Source organism: Streptomyces sp. MAI_2237 (genome assembly GCF_054189285.1).
The window spans coordinates 722,978-747,958 of the sequence record NZ_JAJPGQ010000005.1 but is presented as its reverse complement, the minus strand read 5'-3'; the positions used below and the strand labels follow the sequence as shown (position 1 = coordinate 747,958).

Below are 24,981 nucleotides of genomic sequence, written 5' to 3'. Positions count from 1 at the left end.
CTCGGTGTCCCTGTGATCACTTCCACGGGGGCGGCGGGATCGGATGCGCGCGGGCGCTTCTATAGGCTGATCGCGTGGCCAGAGCAGACGACCGGGAGCAGCGAGCGGCGGCGCCGGGACCCGACGGGGCACTCCCCGCGGGGATCGACCTGCACGCCCTCGCCGTGCAGCTGCGCCGGATGAACGGCGAGATCAACCGTCTGGCGCACGGCTTCGCGGGCGAGCAGGGGCTGCACGCCACGGACGTCCAGGCCCTCGCGGCGATCCTGGACGCCGAGGAGCCGATGACGCCGGGCCGTCTGCGGGAGCATCTCGGACTGACCTCCGGTGCCGTCACCGCCTGTGTCGACCGGCTGGAACGGGCGGGGCACATCCGCCGGGTCCGCGAGAGCGCCGACCGCAGGGTGGTGCACCTGTACTACGCGGCCGACGGCCGGGCGGCGGCGCGCACCTACTTCCGGCCGCTGGCGCAGGCGGCGGAGGCGGCCTGCGGGAAGTTCAGCGAGCGGGAGCTCTCCGTCGTGCTGCGCTTCCTGGCGGCGATGAACGAGGAACTCGCGCCGCTGCGGTCCGCCGGCGACTGACCGCCCGTCGGCCCTGGGCGGCACCGCGGGAAAAGCGGTGCATCCGGGCGGGCCCCCGGGACGGAAGATCGGGCATCACTTACCATCGTTCCCACTTATCTCAATCATCGAGATTGTTTTTCATTGAGATACCTAGGTCTTGGAGAGTCATGTCCCTCACCCCGCGACGGGGCCGCTTCCTGGTACCCCTCCTCCTGCTCGTCGTCTGGCTCGGCATCGGCGGCGCGCTCGGCCCCTTCGCCGGGCGGCTCGGCGAGGTGGCCACCAACGACCAGGCCGCCTTCCTGCCGCGCAGTGCCGAGTCCACGAAGGTGATCGGCGAGCAGCGGGCCTTCCAGCAGGACGAGACGCTGCCCGCCATCGTCGTCTGGACCGACCATCAGGGCGGCCCGGTGCGGGACCGCCAGGAGGCGGCCGGCCGTGCACTCGCCTCCCTCTCCGGTGCACCCGGCGTGGTCGGTGACGTCTCTCCCGCCCTCCTCTCCAAGGACGGCAAGGCCCTCGAAGGCGTCGTACAGCTGCGCCCCGATCTCGGCGACCGGCTGCCCGACACCCTCGACCGGCTGCGCGCGGCCGCCGAGAAGGTGCCCGGCAGCACGGTCCAGCTGGCCGGACCGGCCGCCAGCCAGGCCGACCTGGCCGACGCCTTCGCCGGGATCGACGGCCTGCTGCTGGCCGTGGCCCTGGTGACCGTGCTGGTGATCCTGCTGCTCGTCTATCGCAGTGTCCTTTTGCCCCTGGTCATCATCGTCGGGGCGGTGTTCGCCCTCGGGCTGGCCTGCGCCGTCGTCTACGCGCTCGCCGATCATGACCTCGTCCGCGTCGACGGACAGGTCCAGGGCATCCTGTCCATCCTGGTGATCGGCGCCGCCACCGACTACGCCCTGCTGATCACCGCCCGCTACCGGGAGGAACTGGCCGCGCGCACCGACCGGTACGCCGCCGCGCGCGCCGCGCTCAAGCAGTCCTGGGGCGCCGTCGTGGCCAGCGCCGCGACCGTCGCCCTGGGTCTGCTCGCCCTGCTGATCAGCGACCTGACCAACAACCGCGCCCTGGGCCCGGTCGGCGCCATCGGCATCGCCTGCGCCGTGCTCAGCTCGCTGACCTTCCTGCCCGCCGTGCTCGTCCTGCTGGGCCGGGCCGCCTACTGGCCCGCCACCCCGCGCCCCACCGGCGCCGAGGGCGGCGGCCACGGCGTGTGGCGGCGCGTCGCCGCCCTGGTGGACCGGGCGCCCCGCAAGGTGTGGGCCATCTGCCTGGCCGCCCTCCTGGCCGGCGCCGCCTTCGCCCCGACCCTGGCCTCCAAGGGCGTCCCGCTCGACGAGACGTTCGTCAACGACGCCCCGTCCGTCTCCGCCCAGAGCACCCTCGCCCGGCACTTTCCCGGCGGCTCGGGCAACCCCACCGTCGTCATCGCCGACGCCGACCACGTCGACCCGGTGCTCGCGGCGGCCCGCGGCACCGAAGGCGTCGCCTCCGCGACCGGGGTCACCGCGTCCGGGCGGCCCGGCGGTGCCCCGAAGGTCGTGGACGGCCGCGTGCGCGTGGACGTCACCCTGGACGCCGCGGCCGACAGCGACAGCGCCAAGGACACCGTGGCCCGGCTGCGGACGGCCCTGCACGCCGTGCCGGACGCCAAGGCCCTCGTCGGCGGCTACACCGCTCAGCAGTACGACACCCTGCGCACCGCCGAACGGGACCGCACCCTGATCGTCCCGGTGGTCCTCGCGATCATCTTCGTGATCCTGACGCTGCTGCTGCGCTCCCTGCTGATGCCCGCCCTGCTGGTGGCCACGGTGGGGCTCAACTTCCTCGCCACCCTCGGTGTGTCGTCCCTCGTCTTCCGGCACGTCTTCGGCTTCACCGGCAGCGATCCCTCGGTGCCGCTGTACGGGTTCGTCTTCCTTGTGGCGCTGGGCGTCGACTACAACATCTTCCTGATGTCCCGGGTGCGGGAGGAGTCCCTCCGGCACGGGGTGCGGGAGGGCGTCCTGCGCGGCCTGGTCGGCACCGGGGGAGTGATCACCTCGGCCGGCGTGGTGCTCGCCGCGACCTTCGCCGCCCTCGGGGTGATCCCGCTCGCCTTCCTCGCGCAGATCGCCTTCATCGTCGCCTTCGGCGTACTCCTCGACACGCTCGTGGTGCGCTCCCTCCTGGTGCCGGCCCTGGTGCGCGACCTCGGTGCGGTGGCCTGGTGGCCCGGGCGGCTGTGGCGCTCCGACCCGGGCGCGACTGCATCCGTCGGGGCCGCTGCGGGCGAAACAGGAGCGACACCCCGACCGGCCGGGGTCTCGACCAAGGAGTGAATTGTGCGCCGCCCGCAGACCGCAGAGCTGGGTCCGGCAGACGCCCACGACCTGTCCGAGCCGCTGTTCGAGCGCCTGCGCTCCCTGGAACAGCGGACCGCCGAGTACGCCTACGTCCGCAACACGCTCGTGGAGCTGAACATGTGGATCGTGCGGCACGCGGCGCGGCGCTTCCCGGCGCGCCGTGAGATGAGCGACGACGTTCTGCAGGCGGGCACCATCGGGCTGATCAAGGCGATCGACCGGTTCGACCCGACGCGCGGCTTCGGCTTCGAGGCCTATGCCGTGCCGACGGTCGTCGGCGAGATCAAACGGTTCTTCCGGGACACCACCTGGGCCGTCCACGTCCCCCGGAGGCTGAAGGAGTGCCGTGGCGTGCTGCGCGAAGCGGTCATCGCCTTCGAGCAGTCCGAGGGGCGTTCGCCCCGCGTCAGCGAACTCGTCGAGCGCACGGGGCTGACACAGGAGGAGGTGGTGGAAGGGCTGCAGGCGGCCGACGGGCACGAGGCCGTGTCCCTCGACGCACCTTTCGGTGCCGACGAGGACGGCGCCGGGATCGCCGACCGGCTCGGCGCCGAGGACCCCGCCCTCGGCCGGACGGAGGACCTGGTCACCCTCGCACCGCTGCTCGCCGCCCTGCCGGAGCGCGAGCGCCGGATACTGACCATGCGGTTCCTGCACGACATGACGCAGAGCCAGATAGGAGCCGAGCTGGGCATCTCCCAGATGCACGTCTCCCGGCTGCTGGGCCGCACCCTCGCGGGGCTGCGGAACCGGCTGCATGGGACCGTTTGACGGATTATCGACAAATCTCTCCGCCCGACCGGACATGCCGGCGCTCACAGGGGGCAAGCGGAATCTACGAGAACGATGGTCCGAGATCGAATCCGGAGGTGTCTGCCGCTATGGGCGCGAAGGTGTTGGAGCGGTTTCCGGCGGGAGCTCCGCGCGGATCGTGGCCGGCGGAGGAGTACGCGGCCAAGCGCCGCGCCGAGGGTCAGTCCGCGACGGTCGTCATGGATCTGAAGTCGGACGCCTTCCTCGTGGTGGTGCCGGCGGGCGACGAGGACTGACCGCGGGAGGACGGCCGCGGTCGGCCCTCGTGGCCGGTGCGTCGCCGGAGTGGTTCAAGGGCGGTTCGCCAGGGCGCGGCGGACCGCCCTTGTGACGATCGGCGGCAGCAGGTCCGCGCCGATCCGGCGTGCCCGGGACCGGGGGCGGCGGGGTACCGGAGCCGGCGCGGTCGCGGGCGCCGGTTCCGGGGCGGCCGTCTGCGGCTGGGGCTCCCGGTGGTGACGGGAGCGGGGGAACGGCGGGGCCTGCAGGCCCTTGAGGGCGCGGGTGCGCACCAGCCGGTGACCCGCGGCCTCCTGCACGCTCAGGCCGACGTCCGTGCGGGCCCGCAGCATCTCCAGCAGTTCTTCCTGCGCGGCCTCCGGATCGTCCCAGGTGCCGTACAGCTTCTGCGTGCTGAGGCAGACCGGGCGCAGGCCGCGGTTGAGCACGGCCTCCCAGGTGGCGACCGAGACCCCGGGGGTGTGCTCGGAACGGAAGTCGTCGAGGACGACGATGCCGCCGGGCACCAGCAGGTCGCGGGCGGCGCCTATGTCGTCGCGGACGTGCTCGTACAGGTGCGAGGCGTCGATGTGGACGAAGCGGCAGCTGCGCGGGGCGACCTCCGCGGTGATCACGGAGGTGGGGGCCTCGAGCACCCGGGGCAGGGCGTCGTGGAAGGAGAGGTAGTTGCGCTCGAAGGCCTGCCGGGTGAGGGAGGAGTACGACTTCGCCGTCTCGGCCCGGTTCGCCCCGTCCGGCGCCTCGCCGCCGAAGAGGTCGCAGACCGTGAACTCCTCGCCGTTCCTGCGGTGCCTGCCCAGCAGGATCGCGCTCTTGCCCATGTACGCGCCGAGTTCCAGCAGGTCGCCCCCGAGGCCCGCGGCCTCCTGCCGTTCGAGGAACCAGGTGAACAGCAGCTGGTCCAGCGGCGGGAACCAGCCGGGGACGTCCTTGAGTTCGCCGGGGAGGATGATGTCGGTTGCCTGTGCGGTCGCCATGAGGCGATTCTGCTCACTGGGGGGCGCCGAAACTGTCACCGGATTGAACGTCGGATGAACAGCCGAACCGGCCTCAGATCCGCGCGAGCGCGTCGAGATGAGCCCGGCGCACGTCGGTCGTCTGGCCCTGCACCAGAAGGAACAGGCCCTCGCGGGCGAGGCGTTGGGCGGGGCTGTCGAGGTCCATGGCCCGTCCGCCCCCGGCCACCACGGCCGCCGTCGTGGCGGCCCGCATCAGGTCGTAGGCCCGCGTCTTCAGCTCCAGCCGCTCCGCGATCCGCTCGTGCGGCACGGGATGCGCGGCCAGTTCGTACACCCGGCCCCGCACCTCCTCGAGCCGTGCCCGCAGGACCCGTGCGGTCTCGCCCTCACCGGCCTCATCCAGCACATCGAGCGCCGCGCGGGCCACGCCGAACACGGCGGGGGAGGCGTTGGTGTTGCGGGGCAGGTCGACGCGCGCGAACTCCTCCCGCGGGGTGCGCAGCACCACCGAATCGCCGGGCAGCCACAGGCCGTCCAGCTCCAGCGAGACCGTACGGGCCGCCGTCAGCGCGGCCAGCCGCATCGGCGGCGACGGGCGCAGCCCCGGCTGCTCGCGGGCCTCGGCGAACGCGAACACCACCTCCTCGGCGTCGCTCACCCCGGCCAGCAGCAGCACGTCGTTCAGGCCCCAGCCTGTGTACCAGGGCACCGTTCCGTCGAAGCGCCAGCCGCCCCGGTCGGCCGTGGCCCGCACCGGCACCCGTGGAAAGGCCCGCACATGCGCGAACGCGATGCCCGCCAGCAGCTCGCCGGTCGCGAGCGGACGCAGCAGTCGCTCCCGCACCGGCAGCCGCGACGCGGCCAGCATGCGGACCGGCGGGTGGTGCTGGGTCTGCACGAACCAGGTCGAACAGCAGGCTCCCGCCAGGATCTCCTGCACCTCCCGCACCACGGCGTCGGGGGCGCCCGCACCGCCGTACTCCCGCGGCGCGCCCACCCCCAGCAGCCCCGAGCGCCTGAGCGCCTCGATGTGACCGGCGGGCACCGACTCCCGGTCGACGCGCTCCGCGTTCGGGGCGAGGAGGTCGCGGGCGAGGGTCCGGGCGGTGGTGAGCAGCGGGTGCGGTGCGGCGGCCATGGAGGAGATTCTCCCGATCCGTTCGCGCGCGGTGTCGATCCGGGGGTGTGCCGTTCGTGTAGGAGGTGAGACATCAGCTACGACGCCAAGGAGAACGTCATGACGTACTACCTGCTCAGCGTGGTCACCCCGACCGACGGCACGCCCCCGGAGCCCGACGCGATGGCCGTGATCATGCGCGACGTCGAGGCATTCAACCAGGAACTGCGCGACGCGGGCGCCTGGGTCTTCGCCGGCGGTCTGCACGCCCCCGACACCGCGACCATGCTGCGGCCCGAGGGCGGCGACGTCCTGATCACCGACGGGCCCTTCGCCGAAGGCAAGGAGTACCTGGGCGGGCTGTGCCTGATCCAGGCCGCCGACCTGGACGAAGCGCTGGAGTGGGGCAGGAAGGCGGTGCGCGCCACCACCCTGCCGATCGAGGTCCGGCCCTTCGTGGAGAGCCACTAGTGCCCGTGCCCGGCACCGTCGACGTCGAGGCCGTGTTCCGCGCGGAGTACGGTCGCGCCGTCGCCGTCCTGGTGCGCTTCCTCGGCGACATCGACCTCGCCGAGGAAGCCGTCCAGGACGCCTTCACCACCGCCGTGCAGCGCTGGCCGCAGACGGGCGTGCCGCCCAGCCCGGCCGGCTGGATCATCACCACCGCCCGCAACAGGGCGATCGACCGGCTGCGCCGGGAGGCGACACGCGACGAGCGACACGCCGAGGCCGCCCTGCTGCGCGTCGGCGACGCACCGGCCGAGGAGGGCCCCGTGCGCGACGACCGGCTCCGCCTGATCTTCACCTGCTGCCACCCCGCGCTCGCCCCCCAGGCGCGTGTCGCCCTGACCCTGCGCCTACTGGGCGGGCTGTCCACACCGCAGATCGCCCGTGCCTTCCTCGTGCCCGAACCGACCATGGCGCAGCGCCTGGTCCGCGCCAAGGCCAAGATCCGCGCCGCCCGGATTCCCTACCGCGTCCCGCGCGACGCCGACCTGCCGGACCGGCTCGCGGGCGTCCTCGCCGTCATCTACCTGATCTTCAACCAGGGGTACGAGGGCTCACCCGGGCTGTGCGCGGAGGCCGTACGCCTCGGCCGCCTCCTGGTCGAGCTGATGCCGGACGAGGCCGAGGCCACGGGCCTGCTCGCGCTGATGCTGCTCGTCGAGTCTCGCCGGGAGGCCCGCGTGGACGCGGACGGGGTGCTGGTTCCGCTGCCGGAGCAGGACCGCGAGCGCTGGGACCGCGAGCTCGTCGCCGAGGGGCAGTCCCTCGTACGACGCTGCCTGCGCCGCAACCAGCCCGGTCCGTACCAGATCCAGGCCGCCATCCAGGCCGTCCACAGCGACGCCCCGTGCGCACGGGCCACGGACTGGGGGCAGATCACACAGCTCTACGACCAGCTCATGGCCGTCGCCCCGAGCCCGGTCGTGGCGCTGAACCGTGCGGTCGCGATCGCCGAGACCGAGGGCCCCGGCCGGGCGCTGGACCTCGTCGACGCCCTGGACCTCGACGCGTACCACGTCTTCCACGCGGTCCGCGCCGACCTGCTGCGCCGGCTGGGCCGCGAGGCGGAGGCCGCGCACGCCTATGAAGCGGCCCTCGAACGCGCCGAGAGTCCCGCCGAGCGCGCCTTCCTGGAACGCCGCCGACGGCACCTCCCGCCCACGTGAAGGCGACTGCCCCGACGCACCGGAATTTATTTTGGTGTATGAAAGGTTGGCATATACACCTGCATTCCGATCCGATCGTTCCAGCAGCGAGGCATCATGAACCAGCCCACACCCGAGCAGCCCGCCGACCTCGTCGCCCGGCTGCGCGCCACCTTCCGCGCCGGCCGCACCAAGCCCGTCCAATGGCGCACCGCCCAGCTGCGCCGCCTGCGCGACATGCTCACAGAGAACGGTCCCGACCTGGCCGCCGCCCTCCACGCCGACCTCGGCAAGAGCGCCGCCGAGGCCGACCGCACCGAGATCGGCTTCACCGTCCGCGAGATCGACCACACCCTCGAGCACCTCGCCGACTGGCTGCGCCCCGAGCCGGCCCCGGTCCCGGCCCATCTCGGCGACGACACCCGCGCCTGGACGCAGTACGACCCGCTCGGCGTCGTCCTGGTCATCGCCCCCTGGAACTATCCCGCCCAGCTCCTGCTGGCCCCGCTGGTCGGCGCGCTCGCGGCGGGCAACGCGGTGGTCGCCAAGCCCAGCGAACTGGCCCCCGCCACCTCCGCCGCCCTGGCCCGCCTGCTGCCCGAGTACCTCGACACCGACGCGGTCGCCGTCGTCGAGGGCGGCATCCCCGAGACCACGGCCCTGCTCGCCGAGCGCTTCGACCACATCTTCTACACCGGCAACGGCACCGTCGGCCGTGTCGTCATGCGCGCCGCCGCCGAGCACCTCACCCCGGTCACCCTCGAACTCGGCGGCAAGTCCCCGGCGTTCGTCGACCGCGGCACCGACCTCGACGTCGTCGCCGACCGGCTGGCCCGCGGCAAGTTCCTCAACGCGGGGCAGACCTGCGTGGCCCCCGACTACGTACTGACCGACCCGGAGACCGCCGCCGCCCTGGAACCCGCCCTCACCCGTGCCGTCGAAGCGCTCTACGGCAGCGACCCCGCGGCCTCCGGCGCGTACGGCCGGATCGTCAACGAACGCCACTTCGACCGGCTCACCGGCCTGCTCGACTCGGGCCGCACGGTTGTCGGCGGCGTCGCCGACCGCGCCGCCAAGTACATCGCCCCGACCGTGCTGGCGGACGTCGACCCCGACGCGCCGGTCATGCGGGAGGAGATCTTCGGCCCGATCCTGCCGATCGTCAGCGTCCCCGGACTGGACGAGGCCGTCGACTTCATCAACGACCGCGACAAGCCGCTGGCCCTGTACGTCTTCTCGGAGTCCGGCGAGACCCGCGCCCGGATCGCCGCCGAGACGTCCTCCGGCGGCCTCGGACACGGCCTGCCGCTCGCCCATCTCACCGTCTCCGACCTGCCGTTCGGCGGAGTGGGTGAGAGCGGCATGGGCAGCTACCACGGCCGCTACTCCATCGAGACGTTCAGTCACCGCAAGGCGGTGCTGGAGAAGCCGTTGAGCCCGGCCCGCTGAGCGCGGCGCCCGGCCGCCGTGCGGGGTCCGGCGCCCGCGCCCGCCCGCGTCCGTCGTGATCCGGGCGGCCGTTGCGCCCGCCGCACGGCCACTCCGGGACAGCGAGCGCGTCCTGTCCATCCTGGGTATGTTCATGGTGCTATGCGCCTAAAGCTCCCACGGCGGTCAGCCCGACGCGACCGCGTGGCGTGGCGCCGACCCCGGGAGGACCCATCGCCGCAACGACGTCGGAGAACGGCTCCGGGGCCGGTGCGCGCAACCAGCCCTCGGAAGCAGATCTGCTGCGCACCATGCTGGGACGGCCGGACTACCGCAAGGCCCTCGTCTTCTGCGGGCTCATCGGGATCCCGGTGGCGCTGATCGCCTTCTGGTTCCTCGTGGCGATCCACCGGCTGGAGCAGCTGATCTGGACGACCTGGCCCAAGGATCTCGGCTGGAAGCAGGCCCCCTGGTGGTGGGGGCTGCCCCTGCTGACGGCGGCCGGTCTCGTCGTCGGCCTGGTCGTCGCGCGCCTTCCGGGCCGCGGCGGCCACATCCCGGCGGCGGGCCTGCGCTCCGGCGGCGTCACCCGGCAGGCGCTGCCGGGAGTGCTGATCGCCGCTCTGGTCGGTCTGCCGCTCGGTGTCGTACTGGGCCCCGAGGCACCCCTGATCGCCATGGGCGGCGGATTGGCCCTGGCGTTCGCGAGGCTGGTGCGGGCGCCGGAGACCGAGGCGAGCACGTCCCTGCTCGGCGCGGCCGGGGCGGCGGCCGCCATCTCCGCGCTCTTCGGCAACCCGATCGTGGGCGCGGTGCTGCTGATGGAGGTGGCCGGGCTGGGCGGCCCGCAGCTGTTCGCGGTGATGCTGCCGGCCCTCCTGGCCAGCGGGATCGGCGACCTGATCTTCACCGGGTTCGTCCGATGGACCGGCCTCGAGACGGGCAGCCTGTCCATCGGCCTGCCCAAGCCGCCCCCGCTCGACTGGGGGGACGTGCTGTGGGTGGTGCTGCTGGCGCCCGCCATGGCCTTCCTCGTCCACTGGATCTTCGTCGGCGGCCGCTTCGCAGCGCGCTTCGTCACCACCCGGACGGTACGGAACACGACCCTCTGCGCGCTGGGTGCGGCGGTCTGCGTCACCCTCTACGCGGTCGCCACGGGGCGGTCCCCCGCCGAGGCGGCCCTGTCCGGCGAGTCCACCCTGTCCGAGCTGGCGCGGGACCCGCACGCCTGGCCGGTGGGCGCCCTCATCGCCGTACTGGCCTTCAAGGGCCTGGCGTACGCGCTGTGTCTGGGCAGCCTGCGCGGTGGCCCCGTCTTCCCCGCCCTGTTCCTGGGCGGGGCGTTCGGCGTGCTGCTGGCGCCGCTGCCGGGCCTGGGACTGGTCCCGGCGATGGCGGCCGGGATGGCTGCTTCCGTGACCGCGGCCCTGCGGCTGCCGGTGAGCAGTGTCGTCCTGGTCGTGCTCCTGCTGGGCAACGTGGACACGGTGGCCCTGGTGGTGATCGCGTCGGTCGTGTCCTTCGTGCTCACCCAGCGGCTGCCCCAGGGCCCCAGCATCCTCGCGTTCAGGGAACGGCCCGCCGAACGAACGGCCACCGACACTCCCGAGTCCGCCTGACCTCCCCACTCCGGCCGGTCTCGCGTCCGGCTGGCCTTTCCGGTCCGGCCGGTCTCGCGTCCGGCTGGCCTTTCCGGTCCGTCCGGTCTCGTGTCCGGCTGGCCTTCCCGGTCCGTCCGGTCTCGTGTCCGGCTGACCTCCCCGCTCCGTCCGCTTCGGTGGGCCGGCCGGCTAGTCGCGGTCGGACGGGGTTCCCGGCAGCGCGGGCGTGCCCAGCCGACGGGCCGCCCACGGCTCGCGGGCGACGACCGCGCCCGCGGTGACGCACAGGGCCGCGACCACGCAGAGCGAGATCAGCCAGGACAGCAGGGTGAACACCGCGCCCAGTGAGCCGTACTTGTCCAGGCTGCGGTTGAGGGCCCGGGGCACGTACAGCGACGCCGACGACGTGAGGATGCTCAGAGCCGTGCCGGTCAGCAGCGCGCCCGGCAGCAGCGGCAGCCACGGCAGCCGCGCGGCCAGCAGCAGATGCTGCGTCCACCACCAGATGCCGGTCTCCGCGATCAGCAGCAGCGGCACGCCCAGCCACAGACCGAGACCGAAGCCGTTGCGCAAGAATCCCTGCACTCCGAACATGACCAGCCAGGCCGCGAGCCAGGCGATCCAGCGCCAGGCGGCCAACCGGGCGCCCGCCTTGGGCATGCTCCAGGCGCGCTCGCACAGGCGCTGCATGGCGCGACTGCACGCGGTGGCCGAGATGAGGACCATCAGCCCGCCCACCACACCGGTGGTCTGCCGAAGCTGGTCGGACGGGTCGGCGGTGCCCCGCATGACCTTGGCCAGCTCGGCGTCCGAACTCCCGGACAGTCCGAAGGCCTCCTGCACGGACCTGACGAACTGATCGCGCAGCGGCGGCGGGGCGATGGAGGCGACGACGAACAGCAGCGGCACGGCCGTGAGGAAGGCCTGTGCGGCCAGCCGGGTCGCCGAGTCGAGCACATTCACGTTGATCAGGTGCGACAGCAGGTGCGTGATCACCGGGAACCGGGTCTCGGCCCGGTCGCGCAGCTCCGTCAGCCGCGATCGCATCGCCTTGCCCCGCTTCCGTCCCGACGCGCGGCGAGACGGGCGGTCCGGACGGCCCCCTCCGGTCCCTGTCCCTGGCTGCATGCCTCCAGCCTGCCGCTCCTGCGGCCGGACGGCCCCCGGCGGGAGTGCGGCACGGGCCGAGTGGGTGAGGAACAGCCGCGTGAGGGGGGAAGGGCCAGGCAGGGCCTGCGGCTCGGCCATTTGTGGGGCATGGCCCCGCCGGTGAGACTGGAGCCATGGGCGAGAGCCGCTCCGCTCCGGGGCGCTCGGCGTCGTACGGAGGCCGCGATGGTGCTTGACCTGGTGATCATCGGCCTCGCGATCGCCGTGTTCCCCCTGTCGGTATCCGCGTTCGTCCTCGTGCTGTCGGCGCAGCGCGGCGTGATGAAGGGCCTGGTGTTCATCCTCGCCTGGCTCGCCTGCTTCGTGGTCGTCCTGGCCGCCGTCCTGTTCACCACCGGCGGCAAACCGCCGGCCCCCAAGTCCGCGCCCTCCACCGCCGCTTCCGCCGCCAAGCTCGCCATCGGCCTGGGGCTCCTGGGGTACGGCTGGCACCGGCACCGGCACCGTGAGCGAACCGGCCGGCGGCGCAGCTCCAGCGGCGGTCTGATGACACGGGTCGACCGGCTGTCCCTGTGGTCCGCGGCTGCCCTCGGCCCGCTGCTCCAGCCCTGGGGGCTCGTGGCGGCGGGCGCAGCGACGGTCGTCAGCGCCGACCTGTCCCACGCCTCGTCCTACCTGGTCCTGTTCGGCTACTGCCTGCTCGCCACGAGCAGTCTGCTGACGATGGAGATCTACTCGACCTTCGCACCCGACGCGGCCCGGGAGCGCCTGGGCAGGCTGCGCACCTGGATCGAGACCCACCAGGAGCAGGCGCTCGTGACCGTCGCCCTGGTCGCCGGCCTGTTCCTGGTGAGCAGGAGCATCGCCCAGTTGTCCTGAGCCGGCGGCACCGCCGGGGCCCCGGAACGAACCGTCAGACCGCGCCGGGTGCGCCGCTGGGCCCCGGGTCCAGGAACTCGCGGATCGCGAAGGCGAGCAGCACGATCAGCGCCGTCCAGAGGACGACCGCCATGGTCGGATAGCTCCAGGTGAACAGCACGATCGCGGCCACCGCCAGAATCACCACACCGATCCAGCGCTTGAAGCGGTGCACGAAGCGGCCCACCGGGCCCAGCCGCAGCCCCGCGGAAACGGACGCGTCCCGCCCCGCGCCGATGCTCCTGCTGAAGAAGCGACGGGTGAACACGGCGCCGCGGGCCGGGCCGACGAAGAACGCGCCGAGGGCCGTGACCAGGGCCAGCGCCCCGACCGCCCGCACACTGGAGCGCAGGAACCGCACCAGGGCGTCGTAGACGGCGCCCGCGGCGGCCGAGTTGGTGCCCGGCGGCAGATGGTCCAGGTACACCGCGCGGAAGACGGTGAGGATCACCCCGAGCAGCACCATGGCGAGGAACACCCCGATCGCCGCGCCGATCAGGGCCCGTCGGCGATGGAACGCCACGAACACACCGGCGGCGGCGATCAGCACTGCGATGACGGGCAGCCAGTTCCCGACGATCTGCAGCACCCGCAGATACGACTTGACCTTGCCGACGTCCTTGCCCTCGACCACCACGAAGTTCGTGTGGACCGCCGGAATCTTGGACGCGACCCCCAGACCGGCATCGACCAGTCGCTGCTTCACCTGGGCCACGATCGGCCCGACGTCGATGGCCACCTCGTTGTTCTTCAGCTGGACGACGCTGTCGCTGTTGCCCGTCAGCGCCTTGTCCACGGCACTGTGGGCCCGGCGGTTGGCGTTCGTCCAGGCCGTCTGGAAGGCGGAGCTGGACACCACTCGCATCACGGTGCTGCTCACCAGCTGCTTCAGGCCGTTCGTGATGGGGCCGTCCAGATTGCCCACCAGGTCCGCGACCCGCGGCGGCACGCCTTTCTGCGCGGCGGCGTCGCTCAGCTGCTTCACGAGGGCATCCACGTCGACCTGTTGCAGAACGGCGTCGGTGACCCGGTTCGTCACCGCCTGCTGGATGTCGGGGTTCGACGCGAGCGGCGCCATGGTGGCGACATAGCGATCGGTGTCCCGGACGATGCTGTTCGCCCAGACCGCCACCACCGCGAGCAGGGCCAGCAGGGACGCCAGGATGATCAGCAGGGTGGAACCGAGTGCCCGCATCCGGTGCCTCGGCTCGTGCCGGGCGCTCTCCAGCTCGCTCACCCGGCGCCGTAGTTCCTCCAGTTCGCCATCTTTCGGGCGCTCAGGGGGGAGTGCGTCGCTGTTTGTCATGTCTTACAGCAAATCGCGGCTCGGCCGGACGGTCGAGTCGTGAGGTACCGGCCGGGTGACGCGGGCACAAGGTGCGCCTGGCCCTGTCCGATGATGCAATGAGCATCAGGGGATGCCCGCCTGCCCAGAGGTGATCACGGTGAGCGAACAGTTCAATGACATGGAGCAGTTCGAGGACATGGGGCCGATCGACTACGTGGTCGTGGAGTTCCCCGGCAATCGCATGACGGGCGAGGGCTTTCCCCTGCTGGTCGATCTGGTGGACCGCGGCATCATCCGCATCCTTGACCTGAGGTTCATCAGAAAGGAAGAGGACGGCTCGGTGACCGCACTGGAGATCGCGGACCTGACCGGTGACGGCCACCTCGACCTCGCCGTCTTCGACGGGGCCAGCTCCGACCTGCTGGGCCAGGACGACCTCGAGGAGGCGGCCGCGGCGGTGGAGCCGGGCAACGCGGCCGGTCTGCTGGTCTACGAGAACCTCTGGGCCGCCCCCTTCGCCAGTGCCCTGCGGCGCGGCGGCGCGCAGCTCGTCGCCTCCGGGCGCCTGAACGTGCAGGCCGTCCTCGCCGCGCTCGAAGCTGCCGAGGCGGCGTCGTGAGGCGCCGGACGGCGAACCGGTGAACAACAGCCAGAGTCGTTCCACGACTTACGGGTGAGAGGCGATTTCCATGCCAGGTCTTCTTCGCGGGGTGGCTCGCACGGCCGTGGTCGCGGGCACGGCGACCGCCGTGTCCAACCGCGTGTCCCGTCGCCAGCAGGGGCGTTGGGCCGCCCAGGCACAACAATCACAGGGCTACCAGCAGCAGCCGCAGGGCTACCAGCAACAGAGCTACCAGGAGGCGCCGCCGCCGCAGCCCGCGTCCACCACCTCCACGGCCGACGACATGACGAACAAGATCGACCAGCTCAAGCAGTTGGGCGAGCTGAAGGCTCAAGGCGTCCTGACCGAGGCCGAGTTCGAGGAGCAGAAGCGCAGGCTGCTCGCCTGACCGCCCTTCACTCGGTGGCACCGGCACGTCAGCTTCGGCGAGGAGTGGGGAAGGCCGTCCGTGGGACACGGGGGTGGCCCGTCCCGTCGGCCTTCCGTCGACGCGCGGCCGCCGGGCCTCACGGTCCCGTGCCCACGGAACGACGCGTGGCGCGGCCCTGATCCGGCGTGCTGATCGAGAGCCGGTAGCCCCTTCCCAGGAGATGTGGATGAGTACCTATCGAGTCGCCCAGGTCGACGCCGCCGGCGGACCGTTCCAGGTCACCGAGCGCGAGGTGCCCCGGCCGGGCCCCGGGCACGTGCGGATCGCCGTGGAGGCGTGCGGGATCTGCCACAGCGACGCCCTGTTCGTGAACGCCGGCGTTCCGGGAGTCCGGTTCCCGCTGGTGCCCGGCCACGAGAGCGCCGGCCGGATCGAGGAACTCGGCGAGGGAGCCGAGGCGAAGGGCTGGCGGACGGGCGACCGCGTGGCCGTGGGCTGGTTCGGCGGCAGTTGCGGCCACTGCACGCCGTGCCGGCAGGGCGACTTCATCGTGTGCGACAGCCTCAAGGTGCCCGGCTGGGCCTACGACGGCGGATTCGCGGAGCGGATGATCGCGCCGGTCGACGCGCTGGCCCGCATTCCCGACGCGCTCTCCGCGAGCGACGCCGGACCCATGGCCTGCGCGGGCGTCACCGTGTTCAACGGGCTGCGGCGCAGCTCCGCCCGGCCCGGCGACCTCGTCGCGGTGCTCGGGCTCGGCGGTCTCGGCCATCTGGGCGTGCAGTACGCCGTCGCCATGGGGTTCGAGACCGTGGCGATCGCGCGCGGGCCCGCCAAGGCGGACTTCGCCAAGCGGCTCGGCGCCCACCACTACGTCGACAGCACGGCCGCCACCCCGGTCGCCGAGGCGCTGCAGTCGCTCGGCGGTTGCAAGGTGATCCTGGCCACCGCGGGCAACTCCGCCGCGATCACGGCCACCGTGGACGGCCTCTCGCACCGCGGTGAACTGGTCGCCATCGGGGCCGACAGCGAGCCGATGGGCATCAGCCCCGTCCAACTGCTCATGCGCGGCAGGATCGTCCGCGGCCATCCGTCCGGCACCGCGCAGGACGTGCAGGACACCATGGCCTTCAGCGCCCTGCACGGCATCCGGCCGATGATCGAGACGGTCCCGCTGGACCAGGCGGACGCGGCCTACCGCAAGATGCTCTCCGGCGGCGCCCGCTTCAGGATGGTGCTCGTACCCCACTGACGGGGGGGGGGTCCCGGCCGCCAGAATCCCCAGCGAAGGGCTGGCCGCTCGCCGGTGACCACTTGTTGGTGGCCGGTGACTGGTGACAGTGGCCGGAGGCCGCCCACGCGCTGCGTCATCAGCGAAGAGGGTTCAGCGGCCAGCCACCGCAGATCAGACGCAGCGGTCGGCGGCCAGCCGCCATGCGTCCGCAGTCACCGACTGGCCGCTGGCCTTGCCGGTGGTCGTTGGCCTGACCGTTCGCCGCCGCTCGCGGCCCCTCCCCGCCCCCGCCGGCACCGGCCACCCGGCCCGAGCCGACGCCGCTCAGACCGTCCAGGCGCCGTCGCGCATCAGATGCCGTCCCGGCAACTCGTACACCCCGCACCACGCCTGCACGGCACGGGGCCGGACGCGGAAGTAGGCGTAGGAGGCGGCGTCCGTGCGCGGATTCCAGCCGGTCCTGGCCGCGAACGCGTCGGCCGCCGTGTCCGGCACCTCCGCGCGGGAGAAGGTCTCCACGTCGCCGTCGACGAGCACGACGTCCCGGGTGTCGCCGAGGGCGAGCCGGGTGCGCCCACCCTCGCGGAGATTGCGGCCCGTGGGATTGGTGAGCCGGGTGCACAGCCAGAAGCACTCGCCGTCCCAGACGAACCACAAGGCGACCAGACACGGTAGTCCGTCCGCGTCGGCGGTCGCCACCCACACGTCCGACTCCCGTTCGAAGCGGGCGAGTACGTCGTCCTTGCGCCGGCGCGGATCACGGGACCGCTCGGTGATCTTCATGCCCCGCACGCTACCGACCCGGACGCGTCCGCACCTCGGGCCTCGGTCGTAGATCCGGCGACCTCCTCCTCCCAGCAATCGGCGCCTCCGAGACGCCTCACGAAGGCGGACTGGCGCCCGGCACGTTTTACGTATAACCTCACCCGTCAATCCCCGGCTCGGAAAGGTCCCCGATGAGACGCGTCGCCCTGGTCACCCTCGTCGTCGACGACTATGACGAGGCGATCCGCTTCTACACGGAGGCCCTCGGGTTCCGGCTCGCCGAGGACGCGCCGCGGCCGGACGGCTCCCGCTGGGTCGTCGTCGAGCCGGGTGCACCGGGGCAGGGCACGGGGTTGCTGCTCGCCCGCGCCAAGGGGGAGGCGCAGCGCGCCCGGATCGGTGACCAGACCGGGGGCCGTGTCGGGTTCTTCCTGCACACCGACGACTTCACCCGCGACCACGCCCGCATGCTCGCCGCGGGCGTGACCTTCCTGGAGGAGCCGCGCCACGAGCCCTACGGCTCGGTCGCCGTCTTCCAGGACCTCTACGGCAACCGCTGGGACCTGCTCCAGCCCGCCGCCTGACCTCCTCCAGCCCCTTACAGAACCGCCCGCCCGAGAAAGCCCGCCATGACTGCTACGCGCGTAGACGCCGATGTGATCCGCCGCCTCCCCAAGGCCGTCCTGCATGACCACCTCGACGGCGGCCTCCGCCCCGGGACCGTGGTGGAGCTCGCGGAGGCGGTCGGGCACACCCTGCCCACCACCGACCCGGACGAGCTGGCCGCCTGGTACTACGAGGCCGCCAACTCCGGTGACCTGGTGCGCTACATCGCCACCTTCGAGCACACCCTCGCCGTGATGCAGACCCGAGAGGGGCTGCTGCGCACCGCCGAGGAGTACGTCCTGGACCTGGCCGCCGACGGCGTCGTCTACGGCGAGGTGCGCTACGCGCCCGAGCTGAACACCGCCGGCGGGCTGGCGCTGAGCGAGGTCGTCGAGACCGTCCAGGAGGGTCTGGCCTCCGGGATGGCCAAGGCGGCCGCCGCCGGGACCCCGGTCCGCGTCGGCACCCTGCTGTGCGGCATGCGGATGTTCGACCGGGTCCGCGAGGCCGCGGACCTGGCCGTCGCCTTCCGCGATGCCGGCGTGGTCGGCTTCGACATCGCCGGCGCGGAGGACGGCTTCCCGCCCGCCGACCACCTCGACGCCTTCGAGCACCTGCGCCGCGAGAGCGTGCCCTTCACCATCCACGCCGGCGAGGCGCACGGCCTGCCCAGCATCCACCAGGCGCTGCAGGTGTGCGGCGCCCAGCGCATCGGGCACGGCGTGCGCATCACCGACGACATCGTCGACGGCAAGCTCGGCCGGCTCGCCGGCTGGGTCCGGGACCGCCGTATCGCCCTGGAGATGTGCCCCACCTCCAACCTGCAGACGGGAGCGGCGACCTCGATCGCCGAGCACCCCATCACGGCCCTGAAGGACCTCGGCTTCCGGGTCACCCTCAACACCGACAACCGTCTGGTGTCGGGCACGACGATGACCCGGGAGATGTCGCTCCTGGTGCGGGAGGCCGACTGGAGCGTCGAGGACCTGCGCACGGTCACGGTGAACGCCCTCAAGAGCGCGTTCATCCCGTTCGACGAGCGCAAGGCCCTCATCGAGGACGTCGTCCTGCCCGGCTACGAAGCCGCGCTCTGAAGCTGCCCGCGCAGATAGGCGGCCTGTCCGACGTGCTGCAGATCGTCGGACAGGACGCTGACCAGCCGCACGCCCAGGGTGACGGGCGGTTCCCAGCGTTCGTCGACGACCCGCTCCAGGTCCGCGGCGGCCAGTGAGCGCAGCGCTCGCAGCGTCTGCTCGTGGACGGCGTCGTAGTAGCCGGTCAGCAGGTCGGGGGAGTCGACCCGCACCTTGGCGACCTTCGCCGAGCTGTGGCCGTACCCGGTGTCGCGGCGGGAAAGGTCCAGTCCGAAGCGCTTCTCCCAGTCCTCCGTGAGCCACACCTGGTCGAGGCCGAAGGCGTCGGCGATGTGGTCGTCCTGGACGCGGGTGAGGTGCCAGACGAGCCAGCTGATGGAGTTGGCGTCGTGGGTCGGGCGGGCGTTGAGCTCGTCCGGGCCGAGTCCCTCGACGGCGGAGTGGACTTCTTCCCGGATGCGGCTGAACGCGTCGATGAGGATGTCCTTGGCATGCATTCCTCCACCATCGCGCATCACGGCCCGTCGTGCGTCCCCTGTTCCAGAAGCGCCATCAGGGCCCGGGCCGCCGGGCTGGTCGCGCGGTGCGGCGGCAGCAGCGCCGCCGTCTCGTACACGGTCTCGTCGGTGTCCTTCACGGCCAGGGCGGTCAGCGTCTCCCGCTTGTGCCGGAAGTGCCGGGGAACCACGGCGATGCCGAGGTTCTCGTCGACCAGGTCCAGCAGGCTGTGCACGTCGTTCACCTCCAGCGCCACGGTGCGCCGTACCCCCGCCGCGGCGAACGCGGCGTCGGTGGTGCGGCGCGGGCCCCAGTCGGGGTGGAAGTCGACGAACACCTCCCCCGCGAGGTCGTCCGGGGTGACGGCCGCGCCGTCACCGGCCAACCGGTGGCTGGGGTGGCACAGCACGGTCATCGGCTCGGCGGTCAGCGCCACCGAGCGGAGCTGGTCGGTGTCCGCCTGCGTGCGGTAGGCGAAGGCCAGGTCCAGCCGGCCCGCGGCGACCTCCTCCGCGAGCTCGACCGAGCCCGCCTGCCGCAGCCGGATCTCCACGTCCGGATGCCGGTGCCGGAACGTGGCCAGCAGGCGCGCCGTGTGCACCCCCGCGATGCACTGCTCGGTGCCCAGCGAGAGCGTGCCCCGCAGCACCCCCTGCACCGCGGCCACCGCCTCGTGGGCGGCCCGCACCTGCGCCAGGATCCGCTCCGCCTCACCCAGCAGGGCCCGTCCGGCCTCCGTCAGCGTCACCCGGCGGGTCGTCCGCACGAACAACGGCGTCTGCAGCTCCCGCTCCAGCGCCCGGATCGAGGCCGACAGACCCGATTGGGACACCATCAGGCGTTCGGCCGCCCTGGTGAAGTGCTGGTCCTCGGCGACCGCCACGAAGTGCTGGAGATGGCGCAGTTCCATCGGACCCCTTCTCGCAGGCGACGACCGGTCTCACCCCGCAATGGTAGGCAAGCGCTCTCCGGCCGGTTCCCGCCCCCCAAAAGCAAGGCACCTTGCGATAGAGGCCTGCACGGCGGGAGACTGACAGATGCAAGGAAACTCGCTTTAGTGGGAGGTCGTTCGATGCTTCTCCCGGACGGTTTCTGGATCTCGTTCACGCTCATCGTCCTGGCCGGTCTGGTGGCCACGGCGGGGGCGGCTCTGCTGGTCGCCGCGCTCACGTCGGGCGGCACCGGCCACCGGCCGCGGACGCCCCGCCGGTCGTCCGACCCGGGTGCCACGGTCGTACGGCTCCCGGGGCCGGCGCAGGAGCCCGAGCCGCACCGGAAGGCGGGCTGAGACCGGCCCGCGGTGACGGCTGCTGGGACAGGCGGCCGCTGAGATACGTTGGCGGGGTGCCTGGCCCCCGTCCCCCCCGAGTGCGCCGACCAGGCGGCCGCAGCGCGCGCGTGCGCGCCGCGGTCCTCGCGGCGACGGTCGACGTCCTGCTCGAAGGCGGCCTCGACGCCCTCTCGATCGGCGACATCGCCCGCCGCGCCGGCGTGCACGAGAGCTCGGTCTACCGCCGCTGGGGCACCCGGTTCAACCTCGCGCTCGAAGCGGTGCTCGACCGTACCCGCACGGAGGTGCCCGTCCCGGACACGGGAGCCCTGCGCTCCGATCTGGCAGCGCTGGTGCACGGCACCGCCGCGTTCGTTCGCACCCCCCTCGGCGAGCTGCTGCTGCGGTTGGCGCTGCGTGAGGACATGGCGGACTACGAGGGCGCCCGCGAGCGGTTCTGGGACCACCGCTTCGCCGCCGGGTCGGCCGTGCTGGCCCGGGCCGAGGAACGGGGTGAACTGCGTCCCGGCCTGGACCACCGCCTCGTCTTCGAGGCGCTGATGGGCCCCCTGCACATGCGGCTGCTGCTCACCCGCGAGCCCCTGGACGAGACGTTCCTGGCCGGCGTGGTGGAACTCGTCCTCGCCGGCATCGCACCGCACGAGTGACGCACCGCGGCCCGGCACGCCGGCCCGGCGGATCACTCACGCGGCCGGGACGGCAGGGCGGCGAACGCCAGTGCCGCACCGCACGCCGCGACGACGGCGCCGACCGTCAGACCGAGACCCATCCCGCTGACGAACGCCGAGCGGGCCAGCGCCGCGAGCATCCGCCCGGACGTACCGCCCACCCGCCCGGCCAGTTCGAGCGCGCCGCCCAGGGAGCCGAGGACACTGTCCGACAGGCCGCGCGGCAGGTGGTACGGCGCGAGGGGCGGGCCCATGCGGTCCTGGTAACGGGTCGTCAGCAGGCTGCCGATGACGGCGACGCCGAGTGCGCCGCCCAGCTGGACGGAGACGCCGTTCGACGCCGAACCCACACCGGTGTCTCCCGGCGGCAGCGTTCCCATCAGGGAGTCGAGCGCGGCCGGCACCACCAGGCCCGCGCCCAGACCGAGCAGCAGCATGCCGGTGAGGATGTCGCCGTACGTCGACGCCACGTCCGCGCGCGACAGCTGCCACAGACCGGCCGAGACGACCAGCAGCCCCGTGCCCACGACCGCCTTGGTGCCCGCCGCGCGGACCAGGACCGGCGACAGCGGGGCCACCAGTGCCAGCAGGCCGGCCACCGGCAGGATGCGGACGCCCGTGGCCAGGGCTGAGTAGCCGAGGCTGAACTGCAGGTACTGGGTGAGCACGAACAGCGCGCCGAACAGTCCGAACATCGCCAGGGCGACGGAGGAGGTGGCGAACGAGAAGCGCCGTTCGGCGAAGAAGCGCAGGTTCAGCATAGGGTGGGTGCTTGCCCGCTCCCACAGCACGAAGCACACCAGCACGGCCAGTCCGGCGCCGCCCGCGCCCAGCACCAACGCCGACGACCAGCCGCGCACCGGCGCCTCGATGATCGACCAGAGCAGCAGTCCGAGACCCGCGATCGACAGCACCGAGCCGACCGGGTCCGGCCGCAGCGCGGCGGGGTTGCGGGACTCCGGCACCAGCAGCCGCGCGCACACCAGCCCGGCCAGTGCGAAGGGGATGTTGACCCAGAACACCGAGCCCCACCAGAAGTGCTCCAGCAGCAGCCCGCCCGCCACCGGGCCGATCGCGATCCCGAGCCCGCTGGTGGCGGCCCACACGCCGATGGCCCGCCGTCGCTCGCCGGGGTCGCGGAAGACGTTCGTGATGATCGACAGGGTCGCCGGCATCATCATGGCCGCGCCGACCCCCATCGCGGCCCGCGCCGCGATCAGCATCCCGACCGAGCCCGAGTAGGCGGCCCACGCCGAGGACATGCCGAACACGGCGAGGCCGGTGGTGAAGACCCGCCTGCGGCCGAACCGGTCGGCGCTGCTGCCGGCCACCAGCATCAGCCCGGCGAACGCCAGCGCGTACGCGTCCACGATCCACTGCAACTGGGTGGTCGTCGCCCCGAGTTCCTTCACCAGCGTGGGCAGGGCCACGTTCAGAATGGTGTTGTCCAAGGTCACGATCAGCAGCGACACACACAGCACCACGAGGGCGGTCCAGCGGCTCCTTCCGCCGCCCGCGCCCGGTGCCGGGGCTGCCTGCGGTACGTCCTGCACATGCGCCATGCATCCATGGAGCGCCCGCGTCCGCCGCCACCGGCAGGTACCGAACGGCCCCCCGGCGGGCCCTACGGCCCACGATTGAGAAGCCGACCCGCTGAATTCCATCGCATTCGCCTGTTGGACCAATGGCCGCAGGTCACGAAAGAGTGGTGACCGGTTCCCCGGAACCGTCAATCCGTGTGCCCAACCCTCTGGAGTCGCGTTGTACACCGCACACCCCGACCGTTACGCGGACCTGCCCTACCGGCGCACCGGACGCAGCGGCCTGAAGCTGCCCGCGATCTCGCTCGGCCTGTGGCACAACTTCGGCCCGGCCGACCGCACCGTGGAGACCCAGCGGGCCATCCTGCGCCGCGCCTTCGACCTCGGCGTCACCCACTTCGACCTGGCCAACAACTACGGCCCGCCGCCCGGCGCCGCCGAGCTGGCCTTCGGCGAGGCGCTCAAGGACGACTTCGCGCGCTACCGCGACGAGATGGTGATCTCCACCAAGGCCGGCTACCTCATGTGGCCCGGCCCGTACGGCGAATGGGGCTCCCGCAAGTACCTGCTGTCGTCGCTGGACCAGAGCCTGAAGCGGATGGGCCTGGAGTACGTCGACGTCTTCTACTCCCACCGCCCCGACCCGGAGACTCCCCTGGAGGAGACGATGGGCGCCCTGCACTCCGCGGTCCAGCAGGGCAAGGCGCTCTACGTCGGCGTCTCCAACTACTCGGCGGAGCAGACCCGCGAGGCCGCCCGCATCCTCGGCGAGCTCGGCACCCCGCTGCTGATCCACCAGCCGCGCTACTCGATGCTCGACCGCCGCCCCGAGGACGAGGGCCTGCTCGACGCCCTGGACGAGCTCCAGGTCGGCTCGATCGTCTTCTCGCCGCTGGAGCAGGGCCTGCTCACCTCCCGGTACCTCGACGGCATCCCGGAGGACTCGCGGGCGGCGAGCGACAGCCCCTTCCTCAACTCGGACGCCGTCACCGAGGACCTCGTCGGCAGGCTCCGCTCGCTCAACGAGATCGCCGAGGGCCGCGGCCAGACCCTGGCCCAGATGGCCCTGGCCTGGGTGCTGCGCGGCGGCCGGGTCACCTCCGCCCTGGTCGGCGCGAGCAGCCCGCAGCAGATCGAGGACAGCGTCGCGGCCACCCGCAACCTCGACTTCGACGCCGACGAGCTCGCCCGCATCGACGCGATCGTCAAGCAGTGAGCCGTTCGCTGACCTCCCAGAGGCGGGCCGCCGCCTCCGGGTCGACGGCGTAGGGCAGGACCCCGGCGGTCTCCGCCCCGGACCGCCAGGCGGCCTCCTCCTCGGGGGCCACCAGCGGACTGATGTCGCAGTTCTCGCAGTAGACCCCGCCCCGCCCGTCCAGCCGCGCGGCGGTCGCGCACCACACGCTGGTGGCGGCGCCCTGCGCGATCGTCTTGAGCTGGCGGGCGGGGTCGCGCACCGGCCGTCCCTGCGCGTCCACGGCTCCGGAGGCGTGGACCGTCTCCGCGGACACGTGCTTGGCGAGACCCGTGTCGATGATGACGCCCGGGTGCACCGAGAAGGCCCGCACGCCCACCTCCCGCCCGCGCCGGTCCAGTTCCACGGCGAACAGCGCGTTGGCCGTCTTCGACTGGCCGTAGGCGACGAACGGCTCGTAGGGGCGGCGCTCGAAGTGCAGGTCGTCGAAGTCGACGCCGCCGAAGCGGATGCCCCGCGACGACACCGACACCACGCGGGCGCCGTCGGCGGCCACCAGCGCGGGCCACAGCCGGGCGACGAGCTGGAAGTGGCCCAGGTGGTTCGTGGCGAACTGCGCCTCGTACCCGCGCGCGTCGCGGGTCAGCGGGGTCGCCATGATCCCGGCGCTGTTCACCAGGATGTGCAGCGGGCGCCCGGAGGCGAGGAACTTCTCGGCGAAGGCGTCGATCGACGCCGGGTCCAGCAGGTCCAGGTACTCGACCTCGGCCCCGGGCACTGTCTCCAGGGCGGCCCGGGCTCGCCGCAGGTCGCGCGCCGGTACGACGACCTCGGCGCCTGCGGAGCGCAGCACCCGTGCCGTCTCCAGGCCGATCCCGGAGTAGCCGCCGGTGACGATCGCGACCTTTCCGGTCAGGTCGACGCCCTCGATCACCTCCTCGGCGGTGGAGGCGGCGCCGAAGCCGGAGGGCAGGGGCTGCTGTGCGGTGGTCATGGTGCGTGTCTCCTCTGAGTGAGCCGTCCATGCCACCGTAGGAACGCGGAGCCGTACGATGAA

Annotated in this window: 26 protein-coding genes; 17 read left to right on the top strand and 9 right to left on the bottom strand. The window is 72.5% G+C overall.

The window, feature by feature from the left end:
• Window positions 1-74 precede the first annotated feature (74 nt).
• The 4 genes from LN251_RS31785 to LN251_RS31770 all read left to right on the top strand — a co-directional run bounded on the left by LN251_RS31785 (window position 75) and on the right by LN251_RS31770 (window position 3,963).
• Complete coding sequence (locus LN251_RS31785; RefSeq protein ID WP_458247607.1) at window positions 75-584, top strand: MarR family winged helix-turn-helix transcriptional regulator; 510 nt, start codon at window positions 75-77, stop codon at window positions 582-584.
• A 149-nt stretch (window positions 585-733) separates the two neighbouring features.
• Window positions 734-2,890 (top strand): MMPL family transporter, encoded by a 2,157-nt coding sequence (locus LN251_RS31780; protein ID WP_458247606.1) that lies wholly within the window; start codon window positions 734-736, stop codon window positions 2,888-2,890.
• Between the two features lie 3 nt (window positions 2,891-2,893).
• Entirely contained in the window at window positions 2,894-3,685 is a 792-nt protein-coding gene (locus LN251_RS31775; protein WP_458247605.1) for a SigB/SigF/SigG family RNA polymerase sigma factor, read from the top strand.
• A 110-nt stretch (window positions 3,686-3,795) separates the two neighbouring features.
• Window positions 3,796-3,963, top strand: coding sequence for a hypothetical protein (locus LN251_RS31770; RefSeq protein ID WP_203237772.1), 168 nt, complete (start codon window positions 3,796-3,798; stop codon window positions 3,961-3,963).
• Between the two features lie 54 nt (window positions 3,964-4,017).
• On the opposite strand, the gene LN251_RS31765 is transcribed toward LN251_RS31770, so the two are convergent.
• Together LN251_RS31765 and LN251_RS31760 are read right to left on the bottom strand one after the other, a co-directional pair.
• On the bottom strand, window positions 4,018-4,944 hold the full coding sequence (locus tag LN251_RS31765; protein WP_458247604.1) for a class I SAM-dependent methyltransferase: 927 nt from the start codon (window positions 4,942-4,944) through the stop codon (window positions 4,018-4,020).
• Between the two features lie 73 nt (window positions 4,945-5,017).
• The gene (locus LN251_RS31760; RefSeq protein WP_458247603.1) at window positions 5,018-6,064 is read right to left on the bottom strand and encodes an acyl-CoA dehydrogenase family protein; all 1,047 of its coding nucleotides are present in this window, start codon (window positions 6,062-6,064) and stop codon (window positions 5,018-5,020) included.
• A 99-nt stretch (window positions 6,065-6,163) separates the two neighbouring features.
• Here LN251_RS31760 and LN251_RS31755 point away from each other — a divergent pair, with 99 nt between their 5' ends.
• From LN251_RS31755 to LN251_RS31740, 4 genes are all read left to right on the top strand, one after another.
• Window positions 6,164-6,514: a YciI family protein gene (locus LN251_RS31755; RefSeq protein ID WP_458247602.1), complete on the top strand. Its 351-nt coding sequence runs from the start codon at window positions 6,164-6,166 to the stop codon at window positions 6,512-6,514.
• Between the two features lie 5 nt (window positions 6,515-6,519).
• Window positions 6,520-7,716 carry an RNA polymerase sigma factor gene (locus tag LN251_RS31750; protein WP_458247601.1) on the top strand — a complete coding sequence of 399 codons (1,197 nt, stop codon included), beginning with the start codon at window positions 6,520-6,522 and terminating at the stop codon, window positions 7,714-7,716.
• 96 nt (window positions 7,717-7,812) lie between these two features.
• Window positions 7,813-9,144, top strand: coding sequence for an aldehyde dehydrogenase family protein (locus LN251_RS31745; protein WP_458247600.1), 1,332 nt, complete (start codon window positions 7,813-7,815; stop codon window positions 9,142-9,144).
• Between the two features lie 290 nt (window positions 9,145-9,434).
• A complete protein-coding gene (locus tag LN251_RS31740; RefSeq protein ID WP_458247599.1) occupies window positions 9,435-10,742 on the top strand; it encodes a chloride channel protein in 1,308 nt (435 codons plus the stop codon).
• A gap of 171 nt (window positions 10,743-10,913) precedes the next feature.
• Here the strand turns inward: LN251_RS31740 and LN251_RS31735 are convergent, their stop codons facing one another.
• Window positions 10,914-11,771, bottom strand: a complete 858-nt coding sequence (locus tag LN251_RS31735; protein ID WP_458247598.1) for a YhjD/YihY/BrkB family envelope integrity protein — start codon at window positions 11,769-11,771, stop codon at window positions 10,914-10,916.
• 288 nt (window positions 11,772-12,059) lie between these two features.
• On the opposite strand from LN251_RS31735, the gene LN251_RS31730 reads away from it, so the two are divergent.
• Window positions 12,060-12,713, top strand: coding sequence for a GAP family protein (locus LN251_RS31730; RefSeq protein ID WP_458247597.1), 654 nt, complete (start codon window positions 12,060-12,062; stop codon window positions 12,711-12,713).
• A gap of 34 nt (window positions 12,714-12,747) precedes the next feature.
• Here LN251_RS31730 and LN251_RS31725 read toward each other — a convergent pair whose 3' ends face one another.
• The gene (locus LN251_RS31725) at window positions 12,748-14,058 is read right to left on the bottom strand and encodes a hypothetical protein (protein ID WP_458247596.1); all 1,311 of its coding nucleotides are present in this window, start codon (window positions 14,056-14,058) and stop codon (window positions 12,748-12,750) included.
• A gap of 178 nt (window positions 14,059-14,236) precedes the next feature.
• On the opposite strand from LN251_RS31725, the gene LN251_RS31720 reads away from it, so the two are divergent.
• The 3 genes from LN251_RS31720 to LN251_RS31710 all read left to right on the top strand — a co-directional run bounded on the left by LN251_RS31720 (window position 14,237) and on the right by LN251_RS31710 (window position 16,284).
• A complete protein-coding gene (locus tag LN251_RS31720) occupies window positions 14,237-14,659 on the top strand; it encodes a DUF6325 family protein (RefSeq protein ID WP_458248205.1) in 423 nt (140 codons plus the stop codon).
• 70 nt (window positions 14,660-14,729) lie between these two features.
• Window positions 14,730-15,050 (top strand): SHOCT domain-containing protein, encoded by a 321-nt coding sequence (locus LN251_RS31715; protein WP_458247595.1) that lies wholly within the window; start codon window positions 14,730-14,732, stop codon window positions 15,048-15,050.
• A 208-nt stretch (window positions 15,051-15,258) separates the two neighbouring features.
• Complete coding sequence (locus tag LN251_RS31710) at window positions 15,259-16,284, top strand: alcohol dehydrogenase catalytic domain-containing protein (RefSeq protein WP_458247594.1); 1,026 nt, start codon at window positions 15,259-15,261, stop codon at window positions 16,282-16,284.
• Window positions 16,285-16,590: 306 nt separating this feature from the next.
• Here LN251_RS31710 and LN251_RS31705 read toward each other — a convergent pair whose 3' ends face one another.
• On the bottom strand, window positions 16,591-17,049 hold the full coding sequence (locus LN251_RS31705) for a pyridoxamine 5'-phosphate oxidase family protein (protein ID WP_458247593.1): 459 nt from the start codon (window positions 17,047-17,049) through the stop codon (window positions 16,591-16,593).
• A gap of 173 nt (window positions 17,050-17,222) precedes the next feature.
• Between LN251_RS31705 and LN251_RS31700 the strand changes: the two genes are divergently transcribed.
• Window positions 17,223-17,615 carry a VOC family protein gene (locus LN251_RS31700; protein ID WP_458247592.1) on the top strand — a complete coding sequence of 131 codons (393 nt, stop codon included), beginning with the start codon at window positions 17,223-17,225 and terminating at the stop codon, window positions 17,613-17,615.
• A gap of 45 nt (window positions 17,616-17,660) precedes the next feature.
• Complete coding sequence (locus LN251_RS31695) at window positions 17,661-18,731, top strand: adenosine deaminase (RefSeq protein ID WP_458247591.1); 1,071 nt, start codon at window positions 17,661-17,663, stop codon at window positions 18,729-18,731.
• Here the strand turns inward: LN251_RS31695 and LN251_RS31690 are convergent.
• Window positions 18,713-19,228, bottom strand: coding sequence for a mycothiol transferase (locus LN251_RS31690; RefSeq protein ID WP_458247590.1), 516 nt, complete (start codon window positions 19,226-19,228; stop codon window positions 18,713-18,715). The two genes, LN251_RS31695 and LN251_RS31690, sit on opposite strands and share 19 nt — an antisense overlap.
• Window positions 19,229-19,245: 17 nt before the next feature.
• Window positions 19,246-20,139 carry a LysR family transcriptional regulator gene (locus tag LN251_RS31685; protein ID WP_458247589.1) on the bottom strand — a complete coding sequence of 298 codons (894 nt, stop codon included), beginning with the start codon at window positions 20,137-20,139 and terminating at the stop codon, window positions 19,246-19,248.
• Window positions 20,140-20,301: 162 nt separating this feature from the next.
• Here LN251_RS31685 and LN251_RS31680 point away from each other — a divergent pair, with 162 nt between their 5' ends.
• Both LN251_RS31680 and LN251_RS31675 read left to right on the top strand, forming a co-directional pair.
• Window positions 20,302-20,517: a hypothetical protein gene (locus LN251_RS31680; RefSeq protein WP_458247588.1), complete on the top strand. Its 216-nt coding sequence runs from the start codon at window positions 20,302-20,304 to the stop codon at window positions 20,515-20,517.
• A gap of 110 nt (window positions 20,518-20,627) precedes the next feature.
• On the top strand, window positions 20,628-21,167 hold the full coding sequence (locus LN251_RS31675) for a TetR/AcrR family transcriptional regulator (RefSeq protein WP_458247587.1): 540 nt from the start codon (window positions 20,628-20,630) through the stop codon (window positions 21,165-21,167).
• A 32-nt stretch (window positions 21,168-21,199) separates the two neighbouring features.
• Here LN251_RS31675 and LN251_RS31670 read toward each other — a convergent pair whose 3' ends face one another.
• Window positions 21,200-22,750: a DHA2 family efflux MFS transporter permease subunit gene (locus LN251_RS31670; protein ID WP_458247586.1), complete on the bottom strand. Its 1,551-nt coding sequence runs from the start codon at window positions 22,748-22,750 to the stop codon at window positions 21,200-21,202.
• Window positions 22,751-22,949: 199 nt separating this feature from the next.
• Here LN251_RS31670 and mgrA point away from each other — a divergent pair, with 199 nt between their 5' ends.
• Window positions 22,950-23,945 (top strand): L-glyceraldehyde 3-phosphate reductase, encoded by a 996-nt coding sequence (gene mgrA / locus LN251_RS31665; RefSeq protein ID WP_458247585.1) that lies wholly within the window; start codon window positions 22,950-22,952, stop codon window positions 23,943-23,945.
• Here the strand turns inward: mgrA and LN251_RS31660 are convergent.
• Window positions 23,935-24,918 carry an oxidoreductase gene (locus LN251_RS31660; protein ID WP_458247584.1) on the bottom strand — a complete coding sequence of 328 codons (984 nt, stop codon included), beginning with the start codon at window positions 24,916-24,918 and terminating at the stop codon, window positions 23,935-23,937. The genes mgrA and LN251_RS31660 overlap by 11 nt on opposite strands.
• Window positions 24,919-24,981: the final 63 nt, after the last annotated feature.

Coding starts and splice junctions, on each gene's coding strand:
- LN251_RS31660 (WP_458247584.1), bottom strand. CDS start 24,918: ATGACCACCGCACAGCAGCCCCTGCCCTCCGGCTTCGGCGCCGCCTCC.
- LN251_RS31720 (WP_458248205.1), top strand. CDS start 14,237: ATGGGGCCGATCGACTACGTGGTCGTGGAGTTCCCCGGCAATCGCATG.
- LN251_RS31700 (WP_458247592.1), top strand. CDS start 17,223: ATGAGACGCGTCGCCCTGGTCACCCTCGTCGTCGACGACTATGACGAG.
- LN251_RS31770 (WP_203237772.1), top strand. CDS start 3,796: ATGGGCGCGAAGGTGTTGGAGCGGTTTCCGGCGGGAGCTCCGCGCGGA.
- LN251_RS31735 (WP_458247598.1), bottom strand. CDS start 11,771: ATGCGATCGCGGCTGACGGAGCTGCGCGACCGGGCCGAGACCCGGTTC.
- LN251_RS31745 (WP_458247600.1), top strand. CDS start 7,813: ATGAACCAGCCCACACCCGAGCAGCCCGCCGACCTCGTCGCCCGGCTG.
- LN251_RS31705 (WP_458247593.1), bottom strand. CDS start 17,049: ATGAAGATCACCGAGCGGTCCCGTGATCCGCGCCGGCGCAAGGACGAC.
- LN251_RS31765 (WP_458247604.1), bottom strand. CDS start 4,944: ATGGCGACCGCACAGGCAACCGACATCATCCTCCCCGGCGAACTCAAG.
- LN251_RS31670 (WP_458247586.1), bottom strand. CDS start 22,750: ATGGCGCATGTGCAGGACGTACCGCAGGCAGCCCCGGCACCGGGCGCG.
- LN251_RS31690 (WP_458247590.1), bottom strand. CDS start 19,228: ATGCATGCCAAGGACATCCTCATCGACGCGTTCAGCCGCATCCGGGAA.
- LN251_RS31760 (WP_458247603.1), bottom strand. CDS start 6,064: ATGGCCGCCGCACCGCACCCGCTGCTCACCACCGCCCGGACCCTCGCC.
- LN251_RS31730 (WP_458247597.1), top strand. CDS start 12,060: ATGGTGCTTGACCTGGTGATCATCGGCCTCGCGATCGCCGTGTTCCCC.
- LN251_RS31695 (WP_458247591.1), top strand. CDS start 17,661: ATGACTGCTACGCGCGTAGACGCCGATGTGATCCGCCGCCTCCCCAAG.
- LN251_RS31715 (WP_458247595.1), top strand. CDS start 14,730: ATGCCAGGTCTTCTTCGCGGGGTGGCTCGCACGGCCGTGGTCGCGGGC.
- LN251_RS31680 (WP_458247588.1), top strand. CDS start 20,302: ATGCTTCTCCCGGACGGTTTCTGGATCTCGTTCACGCTCATCGTCCTG.
- LN251_RS31755 (WP_458247602.1), top strand. CDS start 6,164: ATGACGTACTACCTGCTCAGCGTGGTCACCCCGACCGACGGCACGCCC.
- LN251_RS31685 (WP_458247589.1), bottom strand. CDS start 20,139: ATGGAACTGCGCCATCTCCAGCACTTCGTGGCGGTCGCCGAGGACCAG.
- LN251_RS31710 (WP_458247594.1), top strand. CDS start 15,259: ATGAGTACCTATCGAGTCGCCCAGGTCGACGCCGCCGGCGGACCGTTC.
- LN251_RS31780 (WP_458247606.1), top strand. CDS start 734: ATGTCCCTCACCCCGCGACGGGGCCGCTTCCTGGTACCCCTCCTCCTG.
- LN251_RS31740 (WP_458247599.1), top strand. CDS start 9,435: ATGCTGGGACGGCCGGACTACCGCAAGGCCCTCGTCTTCTGCGGGCTC.
- LN251_RS31725 (WP_458247596.1), bottom strand. CDS start 14,058: ATGACAAACAGCGACGCACTCCCCCCTGAGCGCCCGAAAGATGGCGAA.